This window comes from Nocardioides sp. 503 (genome assembly GCF_004522095.1).
Lineage (GTDB): Bacteria > Actinomycetota > Actinomycetes > Propionibacteriales > Nocardioidaceae > Nocardioides.
This window is the reverse complement of the sequence record NZ_SPUI01000002.1, coordinates 1,057,714-1,080,661: the sequence shown is the minus strand read 5'-3', so window position 1 is coordinate 1,080,661 and position 22,948 is coordinate 1,057,714. Positions and strand designations below refer to the sequence as shown.

Below are 22,948 nucleotides of genomic sequence, written 5' to 3'. Positions count from 1 at the left end.
TCAGGCACCCATCGCGTGGAAGCCGCCGTCGACGTGCACGATCTCGCCGGTCGTGGCCGGGAAGAAGTCCGACAGCAGCGCGCACACGGCCTTGGCCGTCGGCTCCTGGTCGGTGTTGTCCCAGCCGAGCGGCGCGCGGCTCCCCCACAGGTCCTCGAGGTCGCTGAACCCCGGGATCGCCTTGGCGGCCAGCGTGCGCAGCGGACCGGCGGCCACGAGGTTGACCCGGATGCCCTCCGCGCCGAGGTCGCGCGCGAGGTAGCGCGAGGTCGACTCGAGCGCGGCCTTGGCCACGCCCATCCAGTCGTAGGCCGGCCAGGCGACGGTGGCGTCGAAGGTAAGGCCCACGACGGACCCGCCGGAGGCCATCAGCGGCCGGGAGGCCTGGGTCAGCGCCTTGAGGGAGTACGCCGACACCTGCATCGCCTGGGCGACGTCGTCCCAGGGCCCGTCGAGGAAGTTGCCACCCAGGAGCGTCGCGGGGTTGCCGTAGGCGATGGAGTGCACGACGCCGTCGAGACCGTCGACGTGCTCGCGCACGGCGTCGGGCAGGGCGGCGAGGTGGTCCTCGTCGGTCACGTCGAGCTCGATGACCGGCGGGGTCTCGGGCAGGCGCTTGGCGATGCGCCGGGTGATGCCCAGCGCGCGACCGAAGTTGGAGATGAGCACCGTGGCGCCCTGCTCCTGCGCGACCTTGGCCGTGGCGAAGCCGATGGAGCTGTCCATCGTCACCCCGGCGACCAGGATCCGCTTGCCGGCGAGGATGCCGTTCGGGTTGATGCTGCTCGTGCTGTCGCTCATGCTCAGTGCCCCATTCCTAGTCCGCCGTCCACCGGGATGACCGCTCCGGTGACGTAGGCGCCACCGTCGCCGGCCAGCCAGGTCACCGCGGCGGCGACCTCCTCGGGCGCGGCGTACCGGCCCAACGGCACCTGGCTCTTGATGCCCGCGCGCTGCTCGTCGGTGAGCACGCCCGTCATGTCGGTCTCCACGAAGCCCGGCGCCACGACGTTGGCCGTGATCGAGCGCGAGCCCAGCTCGCGAGCCAGCGAGCGCGCCATGCCGACCAGGCCGGCCTTGGAGGCGGCGTAGTTGACCTGCCCCGGCGAGCCGAGGAGGCCCACGACCGAGGAGATGAAGATGATCCGGCCCTTGCGCTGGCGCAGCATGCCCTTGGCCGCGCGCTTGGCCAGCCGGAAGGAGCCGGTGAGGTTGGTGTCGATGACCGAGGACCACTGCTCCTCCGACATCCGCAGCACCAGCGTGTCGGCGGTGATCCCGGCGTTGGCCACGAGCACCTCCACCGGGCCGTGCTCGGCCTCCACCGTCGCGAACGCCGCCTCGACGGCCGCCGGGTCCGTCACGTCGCAGCGCACGTCGAGCGCGCCCTCGGGCGCCCCGCCGTTGCGCGTGGTCACGGCGACCTTGTCGCCCTGCGCGAGGAAGGCCTCGGCGATGGCGCGGCCGATGCCGCGGTTGCCGCCGGTGACCAGGACCGACCGGGGCTCGTGCTGGGTCTCGTTGCTCACAGTCGTCGACGCTAGCGATTACCGGGAGGTAGCCCTACTCCCGGGGTCGCCACGAGGTCAGGACCGGGGGCGTGGGCGACAGTCACGCGCGACTATCCGCCGTCGTCGGCCTCCAACCCGATCAGCGTTCGCGCGACCTGGGCCTCGGTGACGCCTGCCTGCTGTGCGACCTGGCGCAGTCGCTCCCGCGCAGCGTCGATGTCGATGTCCTCCCGCTCGGCCAGCAGTGTCCAGGCGATGGTGATGTCGACGTCGTCGCGCAGGATCTCGGGGGCCTGCTCGGCCGTGGTGCGGGTGTGGAACGCCAGATCGGCGTTGATGATCGCCGCCGGCGCCCAGGCTCCGAAGAGGTCGGCGACGGCCTCGTGGTGCCCGTCGAAGGCGTCCGGGGTGGAGGCGTAGAGGTTCACGGTGCCGACGACCCGACCCTCGGCCATGACGGGCACGGTGAGGGTGCTCGCCACGTGGGCGGCGCTCGTCGCCGTCGCGAACAGCTGCCACCCCTGCTCGTTCATCAGCTCGTCGCTGTCGTAGCCCAGGATCCGGTCGTCCGTGGCGCCCGCGACACATGGACCGCCCTCGAGGTACTGCACGGCGTCCAGAGCCGCGATCTCGACCGCGGTGGCCACCACGGTGAAGGTGACGCCATCGACGTTCGACCCGATGCTGAGGCCGACGCACTGCGGGACCAGCTGCTCCACCTGGGAGGCCAGGTCCAGCAGCTCGGCACGCAGGTCCTCCTGCTCGATCGCGAACGGTCCGAAGCTCTCGATCGCGGCGTCAGTTCCCGGGATGAGCTCCATGGGGGCACCAGTACCCCGACCCCCACGAAGTACCCCCGCAGGGGCGGGTGTCCCGGGACGCTCAGTCGTCCTCGAGGCGGAAGCCGACCTTGATGCCGACCTGGAAGTGCTCGACCGTGCCGTCCTTGACCTGGCCGCGGACCTGGGTGACCTCGAACCAGTCGAGATGGCGCAGCGTCTTGGCGGCCCGCTCGACGCCGTTGCGGATGGCGGCGTCGATGCCCTCCGGCGAGGTGCCGACGATCTCGGTCACGCGGTAGGTGCGGTTGGTCATGGGGAGCCTCTCGACGACGGTGCACTGCGGACTCAGGAGGCTACCGCGACCGACGTAGGATCGAGTCATGGCTCGGGGACGCAGGACAGACGGCGACGCGGTGCGGATCACGACCGCGGCCGCGAGCCGCAGCGAGGACATCGCCGCACGTCAGAAGCGCTACCTGCTGTCGATGAGCCTGCGCTCCGCCTGCTTCGTCGGAGCGGTGGTCGCGGCCCTCGCCGGCCTCGACTGGCTGTGGCCGTTCCTCATCGCGGGCGCGATCATCCTGCCCTACATCGCGGTCGTGCTGGCCAACGCCACGACCATGCGCAGCGACTCCTTCGAGCTGCGCGGAGCTCCGGGGTCGCACCCGGAGCTGCCCACCGCAGCGGCCCACCGCGACTGATGGATCCCGACCTCTGCTCCGCCAAGGGATGTCAGGCGCCTGCCACGTGGCAGCTGCTGTGGAACAACCCCAAGCTGCACACGCCCGAGCGCCGCAAGATCTGGCTCGCCTGCGACGAGCACCGGGGGTCGCTCTCGGACTTCCTGACGGCGCGCCAGTTCCTCAAGGACGTGCAGCCGCACTCATCGAGCGACGAGTAGCGGCCCTCATCCCCCGATGGCGGACATCGGCCGGTCGGGCTGCAGGAAGCCCGGGTCGTCGATGCCGTGGCCCGGGAGCTTGCCGACGACGGCGGTGACCCAGCGCCGGGCGATCTCCTCGTCGGTGGCGCCGCTGCGCAGGGCCAGGCGCAGGTCGGACTCGTCGCGGGCGAAGAGGCAGTTGCGGACCTGCCCGTCGGCGGTGAGCCGGACCCGGTCGCAGTCGCCGCAGAACGGGCGGGTGACCGAGGCGATGACGCCCACCGTGCCGGGACCGCCGTCGACCCGGAAGAGCTCCGCCGGGGCGCTGCCGCGCGGCTCCTCCGCCGGGGTCAGCTCGAAGACGGTCGCCAGCTGGGCGAAGATCTCGTCAGCGGTGATCATCCCGTCGCGCTGCCAACCGTGCTGGGCGTCGAGGGGCATCTGCTCGATGAACCGCAGCTCGTAGCCGCGGTCCAGGCACCAGCGCAGCAGCTCGGCCGCCTGGTCGTCGTTGACCCCGCGCATGAGCACGGCGTTGACCTTCACCGGGCCCATCCCCGCCGCCTCGGCCGCGGCCAGACCGGCGATGACGTCGTCGACGCGGTCGCGGCGGGTGATGGTCTTGAAGGTGTCGGCGCGCACGGTGTCGAGGCTGACGTTGACGCGGTTGAGGCCGGCGTCGGCCAGTGCCTGCGCCGAGCGCGCCAGGCCGAGCGCGTTGGTGGTCATGGAGAGGTCGACGTGCGGGTCGATGTCGCGCACGCGGCCGATGAGGCCGACGATGCCGCGACGCACGAGCGGCTCGCCACCGGTGAAGCGGATCTCCTCGATCCCGAGACGCTCGACCCCTACGCGGATCAGCCGGACCAGCTCGTCGTCGGTGAGCATCTTGTCGTCGGGCATCCAGTCGAGGCCCTCGGCGGGCATGCAGTAGGTGCACCGCAGGTTGCACTTGTCGGTCAGCGAGACGCGCAGGTCCGTGGCCACACGGCCGAACCTGTCCCCGAGCTTCAAGACCTCCATGACATGAGTCTAGGCGGCGCGGATAATCTCGGGGGGTGCGCGGCTTCCGGTTCCTCCTGAGCAGGCGCTGGGCGCTGTTCGCGCTGGCCATCGTCGTCGTCGCCTGCGCGACCTGGTGGCTGGGCCAGTGGCAGTTCGACCGGCTCGCGGACCGCAAGGAGCGCAACCAGGTCGTCCGGGCCAACGAGGACGGCGCCCCCGCCCCGGTCGAGCAGGTGCTGGGCGACGGCGACACCGTCGGGGAGGACGACCAGTGGCTGGTCGTGACCGCCACCGGGACCTACGCCGACGAGGACACCGTCATCGTGCGCTACCGCACCCGCGAGGGCGTCTCGGGCATCGACGTGGTCGTCCCGCTGGTGACCTCGTCGGGCACCTCGCTGCTCGTCGACCGCGGCTGGATGGCGACCGACAACCAGGGCGACGCCGCGCTGGACGACGTACCGGCTCCCCCGGAGGGCGAGGTCACGGTCACCGGCTGGCTGCGCGCCAACGGGGCCGGCAGCTCGACCGAGGTCCACGACGGCTCCACCCGTGCCATCGACAGCGGCGCGATCGGCGAGGCACTCGACCGCGACGTCTACGGCGGCTTCGTCGAGCTCCGGTCGGAGGACCCGCCGCCGGCCGCCTCGCTCGACCCGGTCGAGCTGCCCGAGCTCGACAACGGCCCGCACTTCTTCTACGGGCTGCAGTGGTGGTTCTTCGGCGTCCTCGCCGTCTTCGGCTTCTTCTACCTGATGTACGACGAGTGGCGCACCGCCCGCCGCGGCGGCCGGCCCGTGCGCGGGCCGCGCCCGTCCGGGCCGCGGGCGCCCAAGGTCAAGAAGGAGCGCCAGAGCAACCACCCCTACGTGCGGGCGCGGCGCGAGGCCGAGGCGCGCGAGGCGGAGGAGAAGGCCCTGGCGGCTCAGAGCGAGCGGAGCATGCCGCCGTCGACGGGCAGCATCACCCCGGAGACGAACGACGCGGCGGGCGAGAGCAGGAAGGCCGCAGCTCGGCCGAACTCCTCCGGCTCGCCGTAGCGTCCCAGCGGGATCGTCGCCAGCGCCGCGCGCCGGGCGGCCTCCGGGTCGCCGGTGCTCTCGTCCAGCTCGGCCACCCGCTCGGTGGCCACGCGCCCGGGCAGCAGGCCGTTGACGCGCACGCCGCGCGGACCCAGCTCGTCGGCGAGCGTCTTGGCGACCATGGCGAGTCCCGGTCGCAGGCCGTTGGACAGCGCCATCTCGGCCAGGGGCGCCTTGACGCTCGAGGAGAGCACCAGCGCCAGCGAGCCGCCCGAGGGCAGCTCCTGGCCGATCTCGCGCGCGAGTCGCACCGCCCCGAGGAAGACGGTGGCGAACGCCGTCGTCCACTGCTCGTCGGTGATCACCGTGACGGGGCCCTTCGGCGGGCCGCCGACGCTGACCAGCGCCCCGTCGAGCCGACCCCAGCGCTCGCGGGCGGCCTCGACCAGCCGCGCCGGCGTCGCGGCGTCGGCGTTGTCGGCCACCACCGCGTGCGCTCGCTCGCCGAGCACCGCGGCGGCGTCGCGCAGCGACTCCTCCGAGCGCCCCGACAGGACCACGCGGGCGCCCTCCGCCACGAGGCGGTCGGCCGTGGCGCGCCCCAGCCCGCGGGCCCCTCCGGTGACGACGTAGACGCGGTCGGCGAGGTCGAGGTCCATGCGACCGAGCCTAGGAGAGGTCGGCCGCGACCGGCGCCACGTCCTGGTGGAACTGCGTGCGGTAGAGGTCGGCGTAGAGACCGCCGCGTGCGAGCAGCTCGGTGTGGGTCCCGAACTCCACGATCCGCCCGTCGTCGAGCACCAGGATCTGGTCGGCGTTGCGCACCGTCGAGAGGCGGTGGGCGATCACCAGCGAGGTCCTGCCCTCCAGGGCGGCGTCCAGGGCGCGCTGGACGGCGGCCTCCGACTCGCTGTCGAGGTGGGCGGTGGCCTCGTCGAGCACGACGATCGAGGGCGACTTGAGCAGCAGCCGGCCGATCGCCAGGCGCTGGCGCTCGCCGCCGGAGAGGCGATAGCCGCGGTCGCCCACGACCGTGTCGAGGCCGTCGGGCAGGGAGCGCACCAGGTGGGCGATCTGCGCCGCCTCGAGGGCAGCCCAGATCTGCTCGTCGGTGGCGCCGGGGCGCGCGTAGACGAGGTTGGCCCGGATCGTGTCGTGGAACATGTGGGCGTCCTGGGTGACGTAGCCGACGACGTCCTCGAGGGAGTCGAGCGTCACGTCGCGCACGTCGTGACCGCCGACGCGCACGGCGCCGGACGCCACGTCGTAGAGGCGGGCGACCAGGTGGGTCATCGTCGTCTTGCCCGCGCCCGAGGGGCCGACGAGCGCGACCATCTGGCCGGGCTCGGCGACGAAGCCGACGTCGGTGAGCACCTGCTGGTTGTCGCGCGACTCCACGCGGGCGACCGACTCCAGGGAGCCGAGCGAGATGTCCTCGGCCTTGGGGTAGGTGAACGAGACGTGCTCGAACTCCAGGCGGCCGGCGTCGCGGGGCAGCGCGATCGCGCCGTGCTTCTGCCGGATCGAGGAGGGCAGGTCGAGCACCTCGAAGACGCGCTCGAAGCTCACCAGGGCGGTCATGATGTCGATCCGCACGTTGGAGAGCCCCTGGAGCGGGCCGAGCAGCCGCAGCAGCAGGGTGGCCAGGGCCAGGAGGGTGCCGACGGTGAGCGTCTTGTCGATGGCGAGGTGGCCGCCCACGCCGTAGACGAGCGCGGTCGCCAGCGCCGGGACCAGCATCATCGAGGCACCGAAGATGCGGGTGATGAGCGAGATGCGGATGCCGAGGTCGCGCACGTTGGCGGCCTTGGAGCGGAACAGCACGTCCTCGTCGGCGCGCCGGCCGAAGAGCTTGAGCAGCATCGCGCCACCGACGTTGAACCGCTCGGTCATGACGTTGCCGAGGTCGGCGTTGCCGTCCATCTGGCGGCGGGTGAGGCCGGCGAGCCGGCCGCCGACCCAGCGGGAGATGAGGAACAGGATCGGGAACATCACCAGGCAGAGCAGCGTCACCTGCCAGCTGAGCGCCAGCATCGCGATGCCGACGACGATCACCGAGATGCTGTTGGAGACGGTGCTGGACAGCGTGGAGGTGAAGGCGCGCTGGGCGCCGATCACGTCGTTGTTGAGCCGGCTGACGAGGGCGCCGGTCTGGGTGCGGGTGAAGAACGCGAGCGACTGGCGCTGCACGTGGGAGAAGACCTGCGTGCGCAGGTCGTAGATGAGGCCCTCACCGATGCGGGAGGACAGCCAGCCGCCGAGGACCGCGAGGGCGGCGGTGAGGACCGCGACGCCGGCCATGGCCAGCGCGAGGGCGGTCACGAGGCCGCGGTCGCCGGCGAGCACGCCGTCGTCGACGATGCGCTGCACCAGCAGCGGCATCACGACGACCATGGCGGCGTCGACGACGGTGAGGCCCAGGAAGACGCTGATCAGACGGCGGTGCGGTCGGGCGAAGCCGAGCACGCGGCGCACGGTCTTGCCCTCGATGCGGTTGTTGACCACGCTCCGGTCGGCGCGCAGGCTGCGCCAGGCGGCGCCGTTGGGGGACATTCCGGACATCCGGGCCCTCCTACTCCCCCGGAGCTGACGTCATGTCAGCCCAGGAACTGGGCCACCTCGCGGAACCGGCGTACCTGGGCTTCACGCTCCAGGCGCCGCTGCTCCTCGAGGGGGCGCTGGGCTGCCCCGAGGAGCAGTCCCTTGGTCTCGGACACCGCACCCGCGAGGGGGGCGGTCAGGGCCACGACGAGATCCGCGACGGTCGCGTCCAGCTCCTCGGCTGGTACGGCGGTCAGGGCGAGGCCGATCTGGACGGCCTCGGCCGCTCCGACCGTCCGCGCGGTGGCGCAGATCTCGAGTGCCCGTGCATAGCCAACACACTCCACGAGCGGTTTTGTTCCCGTGAGGTCGGGGACCAGGCCCAGCGCGGACTCCTTCATGCACAGCAGGGCGTCGTCGGCGAGGACGCGCAGGTCGCAGGAGAGGGCCAGCTGGAAGCCGGCGCCGACGGCGTGGCCGCGCACGACCGCGATCGAGACGAACCGCGGGTCGCGCAGGAAGGTGAAGCCGCGTTGGTAGACCTCGATGGTCTCCGCCATCTCCTCGTCGCTCATGCCGAACAGGTCTCCGACCGACTCCACGCCCTCCGGGGCGGTGCGGGGGTCCATCAGGGTGCGGTCGAGCCCGGCGGAGAAGCTGGAGCCGGCGCCCTGCACCACGACGACGCGTACCGTGTCGGGCAGCTCCTCGCCGATGCGTCCCAGGGCACGCCACATGGCCGGGGTCTGGGCGTTGCGCACGTCGGGACGGTCCAGCGTGATCGTCGCGACCACGGCGTCGACGTCGAGGCGGAGACCGGCGGCAGCGAGCTCGTCAGGTGACATGCGCGCAGTCTAGGAACCCCCGCCGACGGTGCCGCCTGGTGGGCACTGGCGCTCTCCCAACGGGCGGGGTACATTAACTTTATGAAGTCACTAGAGATTGCGATGCGCTGGACGGTCCTCGTCGGCGGCTTCGTGGTCGTCACGGGCTGGTTCGTCAGCAGCCTGCTCGTGCGCACCGTCTAGCCGCCGTAGGACTCGGCCCCGTCCTACGATGGGCGATCATGGGCCACCGCATCCTGCACCTGTCCGACACCCACGTGACCGCCAGCGGGATCGACATGGACGGCGTCGACGCGTTGGCGGCACTGGACGGCCTGCTGCACGACTGCCGCCACCTCCAGGACCTCGACCTGGTCGTGGTCACCGGCGACATCGCCGACGACGCCTCCGTGGAGGGCTGCGCCCACGTCCTCGACCGGGTGTCGGGGTTCGCCCAGGCGCGCGGCATCCCCCACGTCTACACGACCGGCAACCACGACCGGCGCCCCTCGTTCGCGACCGTCCTCGGCTCGGGTCACCGGGACCCCGACGGCGCCGACACGGGCCGCCTGCTCGACGGGCTCGACGACGAGCGGGCCGCCGTGAGCCACGTCGGCGGCCTCAGGGTGGTCACGCTGGACAGCCTGGTGCCCGGGTCCGCCCACGGGCACGTCAGCGCGGCGCAGCTGCGCGCGCTGACCGAGGTCCTGTCCGCACCCGCGCCGGACGGGACGGTGCTGGCGCTGCACCACCCGCCTCTGCACTCCCCCACGGCGCCCTGGACGGAGTCGGCCGGCCTGCACAACCGCGACGAGCTGGCGGCCGCGATCGAGGGCACCGACGTCGTGGCCGTCCTGTGCGGCCACTTCCACCTCCAGCTCACGGGCCGCCTCGGCCCCGCGACGGTCTGGTCGACGCCGGGGGTCGTGACCCGCATCGACCTGACCGCGCCTGCGCACGTCGTCCGCGCCGTCCGGGGTGCCGGAGCCACCGTCGTCGAGCTGGGCGGCCCCTTCTCGCCGTCGTTCCACGTGCTGCACGCCCGCGACCCCCGCGTCGGGGAGGAGGCCTACGTCGCCGACCCGGTCACCTGGGCGGACGCGACCGAGGACTGAGCGCCGCTCAGGCCAGCGACACCAGGTCGGCGTACTCGTCGTTCCAGAGGTCCTCGTCGCCGTCGGGCAGCAGCAGCACCCGGTCGGGCTCCAGGGCGAGCACGGCGCCCTCGTCGTGGGTGACCAGGATGATCGCGCCCTCGTAGGTGCGGATGGCGGCCAGCACCTCCTCGCGCGACGCGGGGTCGAGGTTGTTGGTGGGCTCGTCGAGCAGCAGCACGTTGGCGCTGGAGACGACCAGGCTGGCCAGGGCCAGCCGGGTCTTCTCGCCGCCGGACAGCACGGCGGCGGACTTGTTGGCGTCGTCGCCGGAGAAGAGGAACGAGCCGAGCACGCTGCGCGCCTCGGTGTCGGTGAGCTGCGGCGCCGCGCTCTGCATGTTCTCCAGGACCGTGCGGCTGGTGTCCAGCGTCTCGTGCTCCTGGGCGTAGTAGCCGAGCTTGAGGCCGTGACCGGGGATCACCCGGCCGGTGTCGGACTGGTCGACGCCGGCGAGGATCCGCAGCATCGTCGTCTTGCCCGCGCCGTTGAGACCCAGGATGACCACCCGGGAGCCCTTGTCGATCGCCAGGTCGACGTCGGTGAAGACCTCCAGCGAGCCGTAGGACTTCGACAGCTCCTCGGCCATGAGCGGCGTCTTGCCGCACGGCGCCGGCGAGGGGAACTTGATGTTGGCGACCTTGTCGGCCTGCCGCTCGCCCTCGAGGCCGGCCATCATCTTCTCGGCGCGCTTGAGCATCGACTGCGCCGCGACCGCCTTGGACGCCTTGGCACGCATCTTGTTGGCCTGGTCGGTGAGCGTCTTGGCCTTGGTCTCGGCGTTGGCGCGCTCGCGCTTGCGGCGCTTCTCGTCGGTCTCGCGCTGGGTGAGGTAGTGGCGCCAGCCCATGTTGTAGACGTCCATGGTCATGCGGTTGGCGTCGAGGTGCAGGACCTTGTTGACGGTCTCCTCGAGCAGCGCGTTGTCGTGGCTGATCACGATGAACCCGCCCTTGTGCGCCTTGAGGAAGTCGCGCAGCCACACGATCGAGTCGGCGTCGAGGTGGTTGGTGGGCTCGTCGAGGATCAGGATCTCCGCGCCCGAGAAGAGGATGCGCGCCAGCTCGACGCGGCGCCGCTGGCCACCGGACAGGGTCTTGAGCGGCTGGTCGAGGATGCGCTCCTGGATCCCGAGGCTGGCGGCGATGGTGGCCGCCTCCGACTCGGCGGCGTACCCGCCCCCGGCGTGCAGCTCGGCGTCGGCCTGCGTCCAGCGCTTCATGGCCCGCTCGGAGACCGCCGTGTCGTCGCTGCCCATCTGCTCCTCGGACTCGCGCAGGCGGCGTACGACGTCGTCGAGACCGCGCGCGGAGAGGATCCGGTCGCGCGCCAGGACCTCGGGGTCCCCCGTGCGCGGGTCCTGCGGGAGGTAGCCGACGTCGCCGGTGGCGGTGACCTGTCCGGACGCGGGCTGCGCCTCGCCGGCGAGGATCTTGGTGAGCGTGGTCTTCCCGGCGCCGTTGCGGCCCACCAGGCCGACCTTGTCGCCGGCGGCGACGCGGAAGCTGACGTTGTCCATGAGGAGCCGCGCGCCGGCTCGTACTTCGAGCTGGTGGGCAGTGATCATGAGGGTCACTAGTGTAGGTACGCCCATTCGGGTACTGCGGCCCGGTATGCCCGAACGACGAGAGGAAGCCGATGCGCTTCAACCCCAAGGCCCGCCTCGACACCGGCCGCACCCGTGACGCGGGCCGTGGCGCCGGTGGCGGAGGCTCGCGCTCGCGCCTGCCCATCCCGGGCGGCGTCGGCGGGGGTGGCATCGGCGGGGTCATCCTGCTCGTCGTCCTGTTCGTCGTCGCGCAGTGCTCCGGGATCGACCTCACCGGCGGCGGCGGTGGCGGTGGCACCGGCGGAGCCGGGGGCGCGTTCGACACGAGCCGGGTCAGCGACACCGGCCGCTACACCAAGTGCAAGGACGGCAACGACGCCAACGAGGACAAGGACTGCCAGCGCGTGGCGGTCGAGAACTCGCTCTTCGACTACTGGGGCGGCGAGCTCGGCGACGACTTCACCCCCGAGCAGGGCCTGGTCACCTTCTCCGGCTCGGTCGACACCGGCTGCGGCGGTGCCACGGCCGACGTCGGCCCGTTCTACTGCCCGCCCGACCAGACCATCTACCTCGACTCGACCTTCTTCGACCAGGTGCTGGAGGACCAGCTCGGCGGCCCTGACGGCGGCTTCGTCGAGGCCTACGTGCTCGCCCACGAGTACGGCCACCACATCCAGAACCTCCTCGGCACGATGAGCAAGGTCCGCACCCAGAAGGGCCCGCAGAGCGACGCGGTCAAGCTCGAGCTCCAGGCCGACTGCTACGCCGGCATGTGGACCAAGGCGGCGCGCGAGACCGAGGACGCCGACGGCAACGTGCTCTTCGCCGAGCTCACCCAGCAGGACATCGACCTCGCCCTCGAGGCCGCGGCCTCCGTCGGCGACGACCGGATCCAGCGCAAGACCCAGGGACAGGTCACCGAGGAGTCCTGGACGCACGGCTCCGCCGAGCAGCGCCAGCGCTGGTTCGAGGTCGGTCTCGACCAGGGCACGCTGTCGGCGTGCGACACCTTCGACGGCCGCCGGGTCTGACCGACGGCGCGACCCCGGCTCGCCCTCCTGGCGTGAGTGGTGGTTAGGTAAGGCTAACCACTCTTTCTCTGCCGAAAGGTCACTGCCGTGCGCTCACTGCGCCTGCTGGTCGGCTCCCTCGCCGCCGCGTCCCTCCTCCTCGCCGGCTGCGGCGACTCCTCGGACGACACGGACTCCGACGACCGGTCCCCCGCCTCCTCCGCGTCCTTCCCGATCACCATCGAGCACGCGCTCGGCACGACCACGATCGAGGAGAAGCCCGAGCGGGTCGCGACCGTCAACTGGGCCAACCACGAGGTGCCCCTGGCGCTCGGCGTCGTCCCGGTCGGCATGGCCGCCGCCAACTTCGGCGACGACGACGGCGACGGGCTGCTGCCCTGGGTGAGCGCCACGCTCGAGGAGCTCGACGCGGAGACGCCGGTCCTCTTCGACGAGACCGACGGCATCGACTTCGAGGCGGTGGCCGACACCGCGCCCGACCTGATCCTGGCGCCGTACTCCGGCCTGACCCAGGAGGACTACGACACCCTCAGCGAGATCGCCCCCGTGGTGGCCTACCCCGAGGCGCCCTGGTCGACGGAGTGGCGCGACATGATCCTGCTCGCCAGCGAGGCGATGGGCATGAAGACCGAGGGCGAGGAGCTCGTCGCCGACCTGGAGGAAGAGATCGCCGCCACGGTGGCCGAGCAGCCGACCCTGAAGGGCACGTCGGCGATGTTCCTGACGCACGTCGACACCACCGACCTGAGCGAGGTCAGCTACTACACGACCCACGACACCCGCGCGCGCTTCTTCGAGGACCTCGGCCTGGCGACGCCCGCGAGCATCGAGACCGCGTCCGCGGAGACCGACGAGTTCTCCGGCACGCTCAGCGCCGAGCAGATCGACCAGCTCGACGACGTGGAGGTCATCGTGACCTACGGCGACCAGGAGCTCGTGGACGCGCTGAAGAGCGACCCGCTGCTCTCGAAGATGCCGGCGGTCCAGAACGACGCGATCGTGCTGCTGCCCGACTCACCCCTGGGCACCGCCGCCAACCCGACGCCGCTCTCGATCTCCTACGTCCTCGAGGACTACGTCGCCATGCTGGCCGACGCCGCGGGCGCCTAGCAGCCCGGTGACTGCGAGCCCCTCGGCGCCTGCCGGCGTCACGTCCGACCCGTCCGCGCCGGGCGGGAGCGCTGCGCGGGTGCGGCGCCCCCGTCGGCTGCGGGCCGTCTGGCTCCTGGCCAGCCTGGCGTTCCTGCTGGGCCTGACCGTGGTGTCGCTCGCGATCGGCTCCCGTGAGGTCGCCTGGGCCGACATCCTGGCGGCGCTCGGCGGGTCCAGCGACACCCTGGAGGAGGCGGCGGTCTACAAGCGCATCCCCCGCACGCTGCTGGCCGTGACCGTGGGGGGTGCGCTCGGCCTGTCCGGCGCCGTCATGCAGGGAGTGACGCGCAACCCGCTGGCCGACCCGGGCATCCTCGGCGTCAACATGGGCGCCTCCCTGGCCGTGATCTGCGGGATCGCCTGGTTCGGGCTGACCGCCCCGTCCAGCTTCATCTGGATGGCGCTGCTGGGCGCCGCCGCCACGGCGGTGTTCGTGTACGTCGTCGGGTCGCTCGGCCGGGGCGGGGCGACACCGCTCAAGCTCGCCCTGGCAGGCACCGCCACGTCGGCGGCGTTCGCCTCGTTCATCACCGCGGTGGTCCTGCCCCGCGGCGACATCGCCGGCGGGGTGCGCTCCTGGCAGATCGGCGGGGTCGGGGGCGCGTCGTTCGAGACCATCCGCCTGGTCCTGCCGTTCCTCCTCGTCGGACTGCTCGTGAGCCTGGCGTCGGCCCGCGGCCTCAACTCCCTCGCCCTCGGCGACGACGTCGCGGCCGGGCTCGGCCAGCGGGTCGCGCTGACCCGCGGCGCCGCCGCCCTCGGCGCGGTCCTGCTCTGCGGTGCCGCGACGGCGGTCGCCGGACCCATCGGCTTCGTCGGCCTGGTGGTGCCTCACCTGTGCCGCCTGCTCGTCGGCGTGGACCACCGCTGGCTGCTCCCCTTCTCGGCGGTGGGCGGCGCCGCGCTGCTGACCGCGGCGGACGTGCTCGGCCGGATCGTCGCGCGGCCCAGCGAGATCGACGTCGGCATCATCACCGCCCTGGTCGGCGCGCCGTTCTTCATCCACGTGGTCCGTCGCCAGAAGGTGCGCGCGCTGTGACCGCGCAGACCATCGAGCGGGTGTCCCGCGGGCGGGCCCGGCGCGTCGTGCGGCGTCGCGCCGTCGTCGTGGTGCTCGCGGTGCTCGTGACCGGCACCTTCGCCGCCAGCCTCATGGTGGGACGCACCTTCTACCCGCCCGCCGACGTCCTCCGCGTCGTCCTGGGCGAGGACGTGCCGGGCGCCTCGTTCACCGTCGGCCGGCTCCGGCTCCCCCGGGCGGTGCTGGCCCTCCTCGTCGGGACCTGCTTCGGACTGGCGGGCGTGACCTTCCAGACCATGCTCCGAAACCCGCTCGCGAGCCCCGACATCATCGGGATCAGCGCCGGGTCCAGCGCGGCGGCGGCGTTCGCGATCGTGACCCTCGGGCTCTCGGGCACGGCGGTCTCGGTCTTCGCCATCGTGGTGGGGCTGGGGGTCGCGCTGCTGATCTACGTGCTGAGCTTCCGCGACGGCGTGGCCGGCACCCGGCTGATCCTCATCGGCATCGGCATCGCCGCCATGCTCGAGAGCGTCACGGCCTACGTCCTGAGCCGCGCGGCGCAGTGGGACCTGCAGGAGGCCACTCGGTGGCTCACGGGCAGCCTCAACAGCGCCGGCTGGGAGGACGTCGTACCCACCCTGGTCGCCCTCGCGGTGCTGGGACCGCTGCTGCTCCAGAGGGCCCGCGACCTGGAGACGCTGCAGCTCGGCGACGACGCGGCCTCCGCGCTCGGGGTCCGGGTGGAGCGGACCCGCCTCGTCGTCATCGTGGCCGCCGTCGGTCTGGTCGCCTTCGCGACCGCCGCCGCCGGCCCGGTGGCGTTCGTGGCATTCCTGTCGGGTCCCATCGCCGCCCGGATCATCGGACCGGGGGTCTCGCTGCTGGTGCCCTCGGCGCTGGTGGGCGCCCTGCTCGTGCTGGTCGCCGACCTCGCCGGCCAGTACGCGTTCGACCACCGCTACCCCGTCGGCGTCATCACCGGCGTGCTCGGCGCGCCCTACCTCGTCTACCTGATCGTCCGCACCAACCGCGCCGGAGGCTCCCTGTGACCAGTCGCCACACGCTCACCGTCGACGAGCTCACGCTCGGCTACGGCGACCGGACCGTGATCGAGGGCCTCGACCTGGTCGTCCCGGCCGGTCGCATCACCGCCATCGTCGGGGCCAACGCCTGCGGCAAGTCCACGCTGCTGCGCTCGATGACGCGGCTGCTTCGTCCTCGTCAGGGCCAGGTCCTCCTCGACGGCGAGCAGGTGCACAAGCTGCCCGCCAAGACCCTGGCCCGCACGCTGGGGCTGCTCCCCCAAGCACCCGTCGCGCCCGAGGGCATCACGGTCAGCGACCTGGTCGGTCGCGGGCGCAACCCGCACCAGCGCGTCCTCTCGCGCTGGAGCGCGGACGACGACGCGGCCGTCGCCACCGCCCTGGAGGCCACCGACACCGTCGACCTCGCCGACCGCGCCGTCGACGAGCTCTCAGGTGGTCAGCGCCAGCGCGTGTGGATCGCGATGGCCCTGGCCCAGCAGACCGACCTGCTCCTGCTCGACGAGCCGACGACGTACCTCGACGTGAGCCACCAGATCGAGGTGCTCGACCTGCTCACGGACCTCAACCGGACCCGCGGCACCACCATCGTGATGGTCCTGCACGACCTCAACCTCGCCGCGCGGTACGCCGACCACCTGGTCGCGCTGGCCGACGGACGCCTCCACTCGGCGGGCGAGCCCCACACCGTGCTGACCGAGGAGACGGTGCGCACGGTCTTCGGGATGGACTGCACCGTCATCGTCGACCCGGTCTCGGGGCGGCCGCTGATGCTGCCCATCGGACGCCACCACGTCGCCCCGGGCTCGGCCGCACCGGCTCGCTGACCCGCTCACCAGCCGAGCAGGGCCTCGATCGCGGGGAACTGCCGCTGCAGGGCGCGCAGGTGGGGCGCGACGGCGGGGTGGCGGTACTTGCCGGCGAGGGCGCCCTCTCCCCCGGCGACCCGGGAGAGCGCCCACTCGGCCCGGGTGAGGGCCGTGAAGACACCGGTGATCCGGGCGCCGGTGAGCACCTCGTCGGGCGTCGCGACGTCGGGGGGCAGGCCGAGCAGGTAGGCGTCCAGCAGCGGCTCGAACTCCTCGCGGGTGGCCAGCGACAGCAGCCCGAGGTCCGCGCCGACCGGGCCGGTGCCGAGCGTCGCCCAGTCGATCGCCACGACGTCGTCGCCGTGGCGACCCGGGAAGTTCGCCAGCGCCGGGTCACCGTGCTGGGCGACCTGCGGCAGCGACTCGCTGAGCTCCAGCATGGTGGCGCGCCGGGTCCACAGGTGGTCGGCGATGTCGGCGACCGTGGTCCGCTCCAGGGTGCGCCAGCCCCCGCGCGCCTCCAGCCGCTTCACGCGGGTGCGGAGCTGGTCCTTGGCCAGCCAGGCCAGGGACGGCAGCCCGGCGCCGGCGAAGCGCCCGAGCGACACGGCCGCGAACAGGCCGCTGACCGCGGCGTCCTCGACCCACTCGCGCGTGACGGTGATCCCCTCGCCGTCCTCCTCGACCGCGGCCGGCGCCGCGCGCAGCCCCGGTGTCGAGGCGGTGAGGCTGCAGTCCAGGACGTCGGCCTCACGGCGCCAGTAGGCGAAGTGGCGCGGGTCCGAGAGCTCCGACGGGTCGTCCGCGCCGGGGCGCGCCAGGCGCTTGACCACCATCGGGCGGCCGCTGAGCGACGTGCGCCAGACGCCGACCGTGGACGTGCCGGTGCCGCCGGGGAGCGGGTGCCACCCGGGCTCGGGCTGCCACATGACTCGGACGCTAGCCGATCCGGGCTCCCAGGCCCTGCAACCGGGCCTCGAACGCCCGTCAGCGTCGAGGCGGCAGCCGGTGCAGCGTGACGTCCTCGAGACGACCGTCGAGGGCCACCGCGGTCACGTACGTGCAGTGCGGCTGACGCCGTCGGTCGGTCGGCGAGCCCGGGTTGAGCAGCCTCAGGCCGGTGGCGGTGGTGGTGTCCCAGGGGATGTGGCTGTGCCCGAAGACCAGCACGTCGTCGTCCGGGTAGGCCGCCGCGCACCTCGACTCGCGGCCCTTGGCGTCACCGGTCTCGTGCACCACGGCGAAGCGCACGCCGCCGATCACCGCGCGACCGACCTCGGGCAGCCGCCGCCGCAGCTCGGCGCCGTCGTTGTTGCCGTAGCAGGCCAGCAGCGATCGCGACCGGTCCTCCAGCGCGTCGAGCAGGGACGGCTCGACCCAGTCACCCGCATGGATCACCACGTCGGCGGCCTCCACCTCCGCCCAGACCTGCTCGGGCAGGTCCCGCGCCCGCTTCGGGACGTGGGTGTCGGCCAGGAGCAGCAGCCTGGTCACGACGCCTCTCCCGCGTTGCGCACGTCGAAGCGCGCGGCGCAGGCGTCGCGCGCGGCCTGCTCCAGGATCCCGCGACGCGGGTCGGGCACCGGCAGCCACGGCTCCACCACGGAGAGCCAGGACAGGCGCGGGTCGGCCAGCACCTCCTCGACGGCGGCGTGGTCACCGCCGACGACGACCGGGCGCGACCCGGCGCCCAGGATCCGTGCGGCGTGCTCGGCGGCGGCTTCGTAGGCCTGGCGGGCCTGGTTGTCCCGGCGCCGGGCGAAGCGCTGCTGCGACTGGCCCCCGGCCTTGGTGCGCCCCTGCACGTGGCGCTGCCCGGTCTTGGACTCCGCGAACGTCTCCCCCGCCATCCGCGCGACGGCGAAGCCGCCCTTGCGCACCAGCAGCACGCCCCAGTCCGACGGCACGACCGACGCCACGGCGCCCGCGAACGACGGCGCGTCCGGCGGACCGCCGTACGGCGCGGCGAACGGCAGGACCGCGGTGAAGTCCGACCCGTCTTCGGCCGTCCCGACCAGGACACCGTCCCTCACCGCGAGCGAGGCGCCGCCGTGCCGATCGCCGAAGTTGGCGACCCAGCGCTCGACGCGGGCGGCGGGGATGAGGATCAGGTCAGGCCCTAGACATTGAACCCGAGGGCGCGCAGCTGCTCGCGGCCGTCGGGGGTGATCTTGTCGGGGCCCCAGGGCGGCATCCAGACCCAGTTGATGGCGACGTCGTTGACGATGCCCTCCAGCGCGGAGTTGGTCTGGTCCATGATCACGTCGGTCAGCGGGCAGGCCGCCGAGGTCAGGGTCATGTCGAGGACGACGTTGCTGCCCTCGTCGACGTGGACGTCGTAGACGAGGCCGAGGTCGACGACGTTGATGCCCAGCTCGGGGTCGACCACGTCCTTCATGGCCTCGGTGACGTCGTCGATCGACACGGTCGCCGTGCCTCCGCCCGTGCCGGTGGCCTCGGGTACGTCGGGCAGGTCGCCATAGTTGATAGAACTAGTGTCAGCCATCAGATCTCCTTCGATGCGGTCGCGTCGGACGGGACCGCCTGGGTGGTGGCGTCTTTCCAGGCCATCCATGACAGTAGAGCGCACTTCACGCGCGCCGGGAACTTAGCGACACCGGCGAACGCGATGCCGTCCTCGAGGACGTCCTCGTCCGGCACGACGGTGCCCTTGCCCTGCATCAGGGTCAGGAACTCCTGGTGGATGCCCATGGCCTCGGCGACCGGCTTGCCGATCACGAGGTCGGCCATGACCGAGGTCGAGGCCTGCGAGATCGAGCAGCCGACGGCGTCGTAGGACACGTCGGTCACGACCCCGTCGTCGACGTGGACGCGCAGGGTCACCTCGTCGCCGCAGGTCGGGTTGACGTGGTGCACCTCGGCCTCGAAGGGCTCGCGGAGCCCTTGGTGGTGGGGGTGCTTGTAGTGGTCCAGGATGATCTCCTGGTACAGCGCGTCGAGTTCGTTGCTCATCTCTCAACCCAACTTGAAGTAGGACCGGGTGTATTCCAGCCCCTCGACGAGGGCGTCGATCTCGCTCGGTGTGGTGTAGAGGTACGACGACATCCGGGTCGAGCTCTGGACGCCGAACCGCGCGTGCGCCGGCTTGGCGCAGTGGTGCCCGGCGCGCACCGCGATGCCGCGGGAGTCGAGCACCTGCGCGATGTCGTGGGGGTGGACGCCCTCGACCTCGAAGGAGATCGCCCCGCCGCGCTCACGGGCCTCCAGCGGGCCGAGGACCTTGAGGCCGGGCACGGTGGCCAGTCCCTCGAGCGCGTAGCCGGTGATGGCCTGCTCGTGGGCGTGCACGGCCTCCATGCCGATGTGGCCGAGGTAGTCGACCGCAGCGCCGAGGCCGATGGCCTCGATGATCGGCGGGGTGCCGGCCTCGAACTTGTGCGGGATGCCGGCGTACGTCGAGATGTCCATGCGAACGGTCTCGATCATCTCGCCGCCCCCGTGGAACGGCGGCAGCTGGTCGAGCACGGCCCGCTTGCCCCACAGCACGCCGATGCCCGTGGGCCCGACGACCTTGTGGCCGGTGAAGGCCAGCAGGTCGGCGCCCGAGGCGGCGACGTCGACGGGCAGCTGCGGCACGGCCTGCGAGGCGTCGACGACGACGATCGCGCCGACCTCGTGGGCCCGGCGGGCGATCTGCGTGATCGGGTTGATGGTCCCGAGCATGTTGGAGACCCAGGTGAGCGAGACGACCTTGGTGCGCTCGTTGATCAGCTCGTCGAGGTTCGACAGGTCGAGGCGGCCGTCCTCGGTCAGCCCGAACCACCGCAGCGTCGCGCCCTTGCGCTGCGTCAGGAGCTGCCACGGCACGATGTTGGAGTGGTGCTCCATCTCGGTGATGACGACCTCGTCGCCCTCGCCGACGGCCAGGTCGCCGGTCGCCCACGCGAGCGTGTTGGCGACCAGGTTGAGCGACTCGGTGGCGTTCTTGGTGAAGATGACCTCGTCGCGGTCCGGCGCCCCGATGAACGTCGCCACCTTGTCGCGCGCGCCCTCGAAGGCCTCGGTCGACTCGGCCCCGAGCTGGTGCATCGCCCGGGAGATGTTGGCGTTGTGACGCTCCAGGTGGTCGACCATCGTGTCGATGACCACCTGCGGCTTCTGCGAGGTGTTGGCGCTGTCGAGGTAGACCAGCGGCTGCCCGTTGTCGAACGTGCGCTCGAGGATCGGGAAGTCCTTGCGGATGACGTCCAGCTCGGGGAGAAGACCGTCCATGAGGTCAGACCTTCGTGAGGTACTTGTCGTAGCCCTCGGCCTCGAGCGCGTCGGCGAGCTCGGGGCCGCCCTGGTCGGCGATCTTGCCGTCGACGAAGACGTGCACGCGGTCGGGCGTGATGTAGCGCAGGATCCGCGTGTAGTGCGTGATCAGCAGGACGCCCTTGCCCTCCTTGGCGCGGAAGCGGTTGACGCCGGCGGAGACGACCTTGAGCGCGTCGATGTCGAGGCCCGAGTCGGTCTCGTCGAGGATCGCGACCTTGGGGTCGAGCAGCTCCAGCTGAGCGATCTCGTGGCGCTTCTTCTCGCCGCCGGAGAAGCCCTCGTTGACCGAGCGGGTGCCGAAGGACGGGTCGAGGTTGAGGTCCTGGAGCGCCTTGTTGACGTCCTTGACCCAGTGGCGCAGCTTGGGCGCCTCGCCGTCGATCGCGGTCTTGGCGGTGCGCAGGAAGTTCGACACCGAGACGCCGGGCACCTCCACGGGGTACTGCATCGCTAGGAACAGCCCGGCGCGGGCGCGCTCGTCGACCGACATCGCGAGGACGTCCTCGCCGTCGAGGGTGACGCTGCCGCCGGTGACGGTGTACTTCGGGTGGCCGGCGATCGAGTAGGCCAGCGTGGACTTGCCGGAGCCGTTGGGGCCCATGATCGCGTGCGTCTCGCCGTCGTCGATCGTCAGCGTGACGCCCTTGAGGATCTGCTTGGGGCCGTCCTCGGTGTCGACCGAGACGTGCAGGTCGGTGATCTGGAGGGTGCTCATTGTGTCTCCTAGGTTCTGCGGAAGTTCGGGGGTGGAGGTGCTGGACCTCAGCTGGGACGGACGCCGTTGAGGGTGCCGGAGACGTCGACGTAGACGCCGTCGTCGCGGACCTCGACCGGGAAGGTCGCGACCGGCTCCGTGGCGGGGAAGCCGCTCGGCTTGCCGGTGCGCAGGTCGAAGCGCGAGCCGTGGAGCCAGCACTCGACGGTGCAGTCCTCGACCTCGCCCTCGCTCAGCGCAACCGCGGCGTGGGAGCAGAGGTCCTGCAGCGCGAAGACCTCGTCCTCGTGGCGCGCGACCGCGAGGTCGACGCCCCCGACGGTGACCCCGAGGGCCTCGTCGGTGGGGACGTCGCTCAGGGCGCAGGCGAGCTCGAAGGCCATCAGGCGCCGACCTCCGTCACGTCCTTCAGGACGTTCTTCGACAGCTCGTCCTCGACGGTCGCCATCAGCTTCTCCTCCAGGGAGGGGACGCCGATCTTGCGGATCAGGTCGTTGAAGAAGCCGTGCACGACCAGGCGCCGGGCCTCCGCCTCGGCGATGCCGCGGGCGCGGAGGTAGAACAGCTGCTCGTCGTCGAAGCGGCCGGTCGCGGACGCGTGGCCCGCGCCCTCGATCTCGCCGGTCTCGATCTCGAGGTTCGGCACAGAGTCGGCCTGGCAGCCGTCGGTGAGCACGAGGTTGCGGTTCTCCTCGTAGGTCTCGATGCCCTCGGCGACCTGGCGGATCAGGACGTTGCCGACCCAGACCGTGTGGGCGCCCTGGCCCTGCAGCGCGCCCTTGTAGACGACGTTGCTCTTGGTGCGGGGCTCGTTGTGGTCGGCGAAGAGCCGGTGCTCGATGTGCTGGCCCTCGTCGGCGAAGTAGAGCCCGAGCAGCTCGGCCGACCCGCCGGGACCGGCGTAGTGGACGTTGGAGTCCATGCGCACGACGTCCCCGCCGAAGCTGATGCCCACGTGCTTGTACGTCGCGTCGCGACCGACGCTGGCCTCGTGGTGGGTCAGGTGCACGGCGTCGTCGGACCAGTCCTGCAGCGAGACGACGGAGACCTGCGAGCCGTCGCCGACGACGACCTCGACCACCTGGGCGAGCGAGGCGTGGCCGGTGTGGTCGAGGACCACCACGGCGCGGCTGTGGGCGCCGAAGCGCAGGACGACGTGGGCCGCCTCGGCGGCGCCGGCGTCCTGGCCCTGGACCGTCACGTGGATCGGCTCGGCCACCTCGGCCTCGGCCGGCACGTCCACCAGCAGGGTCGAGGGCACCTCGGCCAGCACGCGCGCGGCGAAGCGGGTGTTGGGAACCAGCCCGCTCACGCCGCGCAGGGCGCGGGCCTCGTCACCCTCGACGACCTCGACGCGCACTCCGGACGGGGTGTTCCAGTCCGTGGTGCTCGTCGGGGCGCCGAACTCCGCCTCGGCGTGCAGCCCGCGCAGGCGCTTGAGCGGGGTGAACCGCCAGATCTCCTCGCGGCCCGTCGGGACGGGGTGGTCGGCCAGGTCGAAGGACCCGGCCGGGTTGAGGTGGCTCTCGATCTTCTTCGTCTCGAGCATCGACTCCACGCTCTCGCGTGCAGCATCGGTCACAGTCACTACGTGTCTTCCTCGCGTTGCAGGTGTGTCGGGAGAGGCG

27 protein-coding genes are annotated in these 22,948 nt (G+C 71.9%); 9 read left to right on the top strand and 18 right to left on the bottom strand.

All coding sequences use genetic code 11. The features are described from left to right. The 4 genes from fabI to E4622_RS06210 all read right to left on the bottom strand — a co-directional run bounded on the left by fabI (nucleotide 1) and on the right by E4622_RS06210 (nucleotide 2,606). Nucleotides 1-801 (bottom strand): enoyl-ACP reductase FabI, encoded by an 801-nt coding sequence (gene fabI / locus E4622_RS06225; protein WP_134739154.1) that lies wholly within the window; start codon nucleotides 799-801, stop codon nucleotides 1-3. Between the two features lie 2 nt (nucleotides 802-803). Continuing rightward, complete coding sequence (gene fabG, locus E4622_RS06220; RefSeq protein ID WP_134739153.1) at nucleotides 804-1,529, bottom strand: 3-oxoacyl-ACP reductase FabG; 726 nt, start codon at nucleotides 1,527-1,529, stop codon at nucleotides 804-806. Between the two features lie 92 nt (nucleotides 1,530-1,621). Further along, on the bottom strand, nucleotides 1,622-2,332 hold the full coding sequence (locus tag E4622_RS06215; protein WP_134739152.1) for a GAF and ANTAR domain-containing protein: 711 nt from the start codon (nucleotides 2,330-2,332) through the stop codon (nucleotides 1,622-1,624). A gap of 61 nt (nucleotides 2,333-2,393) precedes the next feature. Beyond that, on the bottom strand, nucleotides 2,394-2,606 hold the full coding sequence (locus E4622_RS06210) for a dodecin (RefSeq protein WP_134739151.1): 213 nt from the start codon (nucleotides 2,604-2,606) through the stop codon (nucleotides 2,394-2,396). 67 nt (nucleotides 2,607-2,673) lie between these two features. Between E4622_RS06210 and E4622_RS06205 the strand changes: the two genes are divergently transcribed. Together E4622_RS06205 and E4622_RS06200 are read left to right on the top strand one after the other, a co-directional pair. Further along, a complete protein-coding gene (locus tag E4622_RS06205) occupies nucleotides 2,674-2,994 on the top strand; it encodes a DUF3099 domain-containing protein (protein ID WP_134739150.1) in 321 nt (106 codons plus the stop codon). Further along, nucleotides 2,994-3,194, top strand: a complete 201-nt coding sequence (locus tag E4622_RS06200) for an acetone carboxylase (RefSeq protein ID WP_134739149.1) — start codon at nucleotides 2,994-2,996, stop codon at nucleotides 3,192-3,194. Before E4622_RS06205 ends, E4622_RS06200 begins: the two co-directional genes overlap by 1 nt. A 6-nt stretch (nucleotides 3,195-3,200) precedes the next feature. Here E4622_RS06200 and moaA read toward each other — a convergent pair whose 3' ends face one another. Continuing rightward, nucleotides 3,201-4,199 carry a GTP 3',8-cyclase MoaA gene (moaA, locus tag E4622_RS06195; RefSeq protein WP_134739148.1) on the bottom strand — a complete coding sequence of 333 codons (999 nt, stop codon included), beginning with the start codon at nucleotides 4,197-4,199 and terminating at the stop codon, nucleotides 3,201-3,203. Nucleotides 4,200-4,234: 35 nt separating this feature from the next. Here moaA and E4622_RS06190 point away from each other — a divergent pair, with 35 nt between their 5' ends. Next, nucleotides 4,235-5,221 carry an SURF1 family protein gene (locus tag E4622_RS06190; protein WP_134739147.1) on the top strand — a complete coding sequence of 329 codons (987 nt, stop codon included), beginning with the start codon at nucleotides 4,235-4,237 and terminating at the stop codon, nucleotides 5,219-5,221. On the opposite strand, the gene E4622_RS06185 is transcribed toward E4622_RS06190, so the two are convergent. From E4622_RS06185 to E4622_RS06175, 3 genes are read right to left on the bottom strand one after another with little or no spacing between them, the layout of a single operon-like run. Next, nucleotides 5,107-5,862 (bottom strand): SDR family oxidoreductase, encoded by a 756-nt coding sequence (locus E4622_RS06185; RefSeq protein WP_134739146.1) that lies wholly within the window; start codon nucleotides 5,860-5,862, stop codon nucleotides 5,107-5,109. The genes E4622_RS06190 and E4622_RS06185 overlap by 115 nt on opposite strands. Before the next feature lie 10 nt (nucleotides 5,863-5,872). Further along, nucleotides 5,873-7,765 carry an ABC transporter ATP-binding protein gene (locus E4622_RS06180; protein WP_134739145.1) on the bottom strand — a complete coding sequence of 631 codons (1,893 nt, stop codon included), beginning with the start codon at nucleotides 7,763-7,765 and terminating at the stop codon, nucleotides 5,873-5,875. Between the two features lie 35 nt (nucleotides 7,766-7,800). Beyond that, nucleotides 7,801-8,589 (bottom strand): enoyl-CoA hydratase/isomerase family protein, encoded by a 789-nt coding sequence (locus tag E4622_RS06175; protein ID WP_134739144.1) that lies wholly within the window; start codon nucleotides 8,587-8,589, stop codon nucleotides 7,801-7,803. Nucleotides 8,590-8,810: 221 nt separating this feature from the next. On the opposite strand from E4622_RS06175, the gene E4622_RS06170 reads away from it, so the two are divergent. Continuing rightward, nucleotides 8,811-9,683: a metallophosphoesterase gene (locus E4622_RS06170; protein ID WP_134739143.1), complete on the top strand. Its 873-nt coding sequence runs from the start codon at nucleotides 8,811-8,813 to the stop codon at nucleotides 9,681-9,683. A 7-nt stretch (nucleotides 9,684-9,690) separates the two neighbouring features. Here the strand turns inward: E4622_RS06170 and E4622_RS06165 are convergent, their stop codons facing one another. After that, nucleotides 9,691-11,289: an ABC-F family ATP-binding cassette domain-containing protein gene (locus E4622_RS06165; protein ID WP_134739142.1), complete on the bottom strand. Its 1,599-nt coding sequence runs from the start codon at nucleotides 11,287-11,289 to the stop codon at nucleotides 9,691-9,693. Nucleotides 11,290-11,360: 71 nt separating this feature from the next. Here E4622_RS06165 and E4622_RS06160 point away from each other — a divergent pair, with 71 nt between their 5' ends. From E4622_RS06160 to E4622_RS06140, 5 genes are all read left to right on the top strand, one after another. Further along, on the top strand, nucleotides 11,361-12,302 hold the full coding sequence (locus E4622_RS06160; protein ID WP_134739141.1) for a neutral zinc metallopeptidase: 942 nt from the start codon (nucleotides 11,361-11,363) through the stop codon (nucleotides 12,300-12,302). An 87-nt stretch (nucleotides 12,303-12,389) separates the two neighbouring features. Next, nucleotides 12,390-13,412, top strand: coding sequence for an iron-siderophore ABC transporter substrate-binding protein (locus tag E4622_RS06155; RefSeq protein ID WP_134739140.1), 1,023 nt, complete (start codon nucleotides 12,390-12,392; stop codon nucleotides 13,410-13,412). Nucleotides 13,413-13,419: 7 nt separating this feature from the next. Beyond that, nucleotides 13,420-14,493, top strand: coding sequence for an iron ABC transporter permease (locus tag E4622_RS06150; RefSeq protein ID WP_134739139.1), 1,074 nt, complete (start codon nucleotides 13,420-13,422; stop codon nucleotides 14,491-14,493). Next, the gene (locus E4622_RS06145; RefSeq protein WP_134739138.1) at nucleotides 14,490-15,524 is read left to right on the top strand and encodes an iron chelate uptake ABC transporter family permease subunit; all 1,035 of its coding nucleotides are present in this window, start codon (nucleotides 14,490-14,492) and stop codon (nucleotides 15,522-15,524) included. Before E4622_RS06150 ends, E4622_RS06145 begins: the two co-directional genes overlap by 4 nt. Beyond that, nucleotides 15,521-16,345: an ABC transporter ATP-binding protein gene (locus tag E4622_RS06140; protein ID WP_134739137.1), complete on the top strand. Its 825-nt coding sequence runs from the start codon at nucleotides 15,521-15,523 to the stop codon at nucleotides 16,343-16,345. Before E4622_RS06145 ends, E4622_RS06140 begins: the two co-directional genes overlap by 4 nt. Nucleotides 16,346-16,350: 5 nt before the next feature. On the opposite strand, the gene E4622_RS06135 is transcribed toward E4622_RS06140, so the two are convergent. Genes E4622_RS06135 through sufD form a run of 9 tightly spaced genes read right to left on the bottom strand, consistent with a single transcriptional unit; the run spans nucleotide 16,351 to nucleotide 22,869 of the window. Further along, the gene (locus tag E4622_RS06135; RefSeq protein WP_134739136.1) at nucleotides 16,351-17,256 is read right to left on the bottom strand and encodes a phosphotransferase; all 906 of its coding nucleotides are present in this window, start codon (nucleotides 17,254-17,256) and stop codon (nucleotides 16,351-16,353) included. A gap of 58 nt (nucleotides 17,257-17,314) precedes the next feature. Beyond that, nucleotides 17,315-17,821, bottom strand: coding sequence for a metallophosphoesterase (locus tag E4622_RS06130; RefSeq protein WP_134739135.1), 507 nt, complete (start codon nucleotides 17,819-17,821; stop codon nucleotides 17,315-17,317). Next, nucleotides 17,818-18,429, bottom strand: coding sequence for an acVLRF1 family peptidyl-tRNA hydrolase (locus tag E4622_RS06125; RefSeq protein ID WP_280633749.1), 612 nt, complete (start codon nucleotides 18,427-18,429; stop codon nucleotides 17,818-17,820). The genes E4622_RS06130 and E4622_RS06125 overlap by 4 nt, the downstream gene beginning before the upstream one ends. A 17-nt stretch (nucleotides 18,430-18,446) precedes the next feature. Then, nucleotides 18,447-18,833: a metal-sulfur cluster assembly factor gene (locus tag E4622_RS06120; RefSeq protein ID WP_134739133.1), complete on the bottom strand. Its 387-nt coding sequence runs from the start codon at nucleotides 18,831-18,833 to the stop codon at nucleotides 18,447-18,449. Then, on the bottom strand, nucleotides 18,833-19,300 hold the full coding sequence (gene sufU, locus E4622_RS06115; protein ID WP_134739132.1) for a Fe-S cluster assembly sulfur transfer protein SufU: 468 nt from the start codon (nucleotides 19,298-19,300) through the stop codon (nucleotides 18,833-18,835). Before sufU ends, E4622_RS06120 begins: the two co-directional genes overlap by 1 nt. Nucleotides 19,301-19,303: 3 nt before the next feature. Beyond that, the gene (locus tag E4622_RS06110) at nucleotides 19,304-20,560 is read right to left on the bottom strand and encodes a cysteine desulfurase (protein WP_134739131.1); all 1,257 of its coding nucleotides are present in this window, start codon (nucleotides 20,558-20,560) and stop codon (nucleotides 19,304-19,306) included. Nucleotides 20,561-20,564: 4 nt separating this feature from the next. After that, nucleotides 20,565-21,320 carry a Fe-S cluster assembly ATPase SufC gene (gene sufC / locus E4622_RS06105; RefSeq protein WP_134739130.1) on the bottom strand — a complete coding sequence of 252 codons (756 nt, stop codon included), beginning with the start codon at nucleotides 21,318-21,320 and terminating at the stop codon, nucleotides 20,565-20,567. 47 nt (nucleotides 21,321-21,367) lie between these two features. Continuing rightward, nucleotides 21,368-21,703, bottom strand: coding sequence for a non-heme iron oxygenase ferredoxin subunit (locus E4622_RS06100; RefSeq protein ID WP_134739129.1), 336 nt, complete (start codon nucleotides 21,701-21,703; stop codon nucleotides 21,368-21,370). Then, nucleotides 21,703-22,869 carry a Fe-S cluster assembly protein SufD gene (gene sufD / locus E4622_RS06095; protein ID WP_134739128.1) on the bottom strand — a complete coding sequence of 389 codons (1,167 nt, stop codon included), beginning with the start codon at nucleotides 22,867-22,869 and terminating at the stop codon, nucleotides 21,703-21,705. The genes E4622_RS06100 and sufD overlap by 1 nt, the downstream gene beginning before the upstream one ends. Nucleotides 22,870-22,948 lie beyond the last annotated feature (79 nt).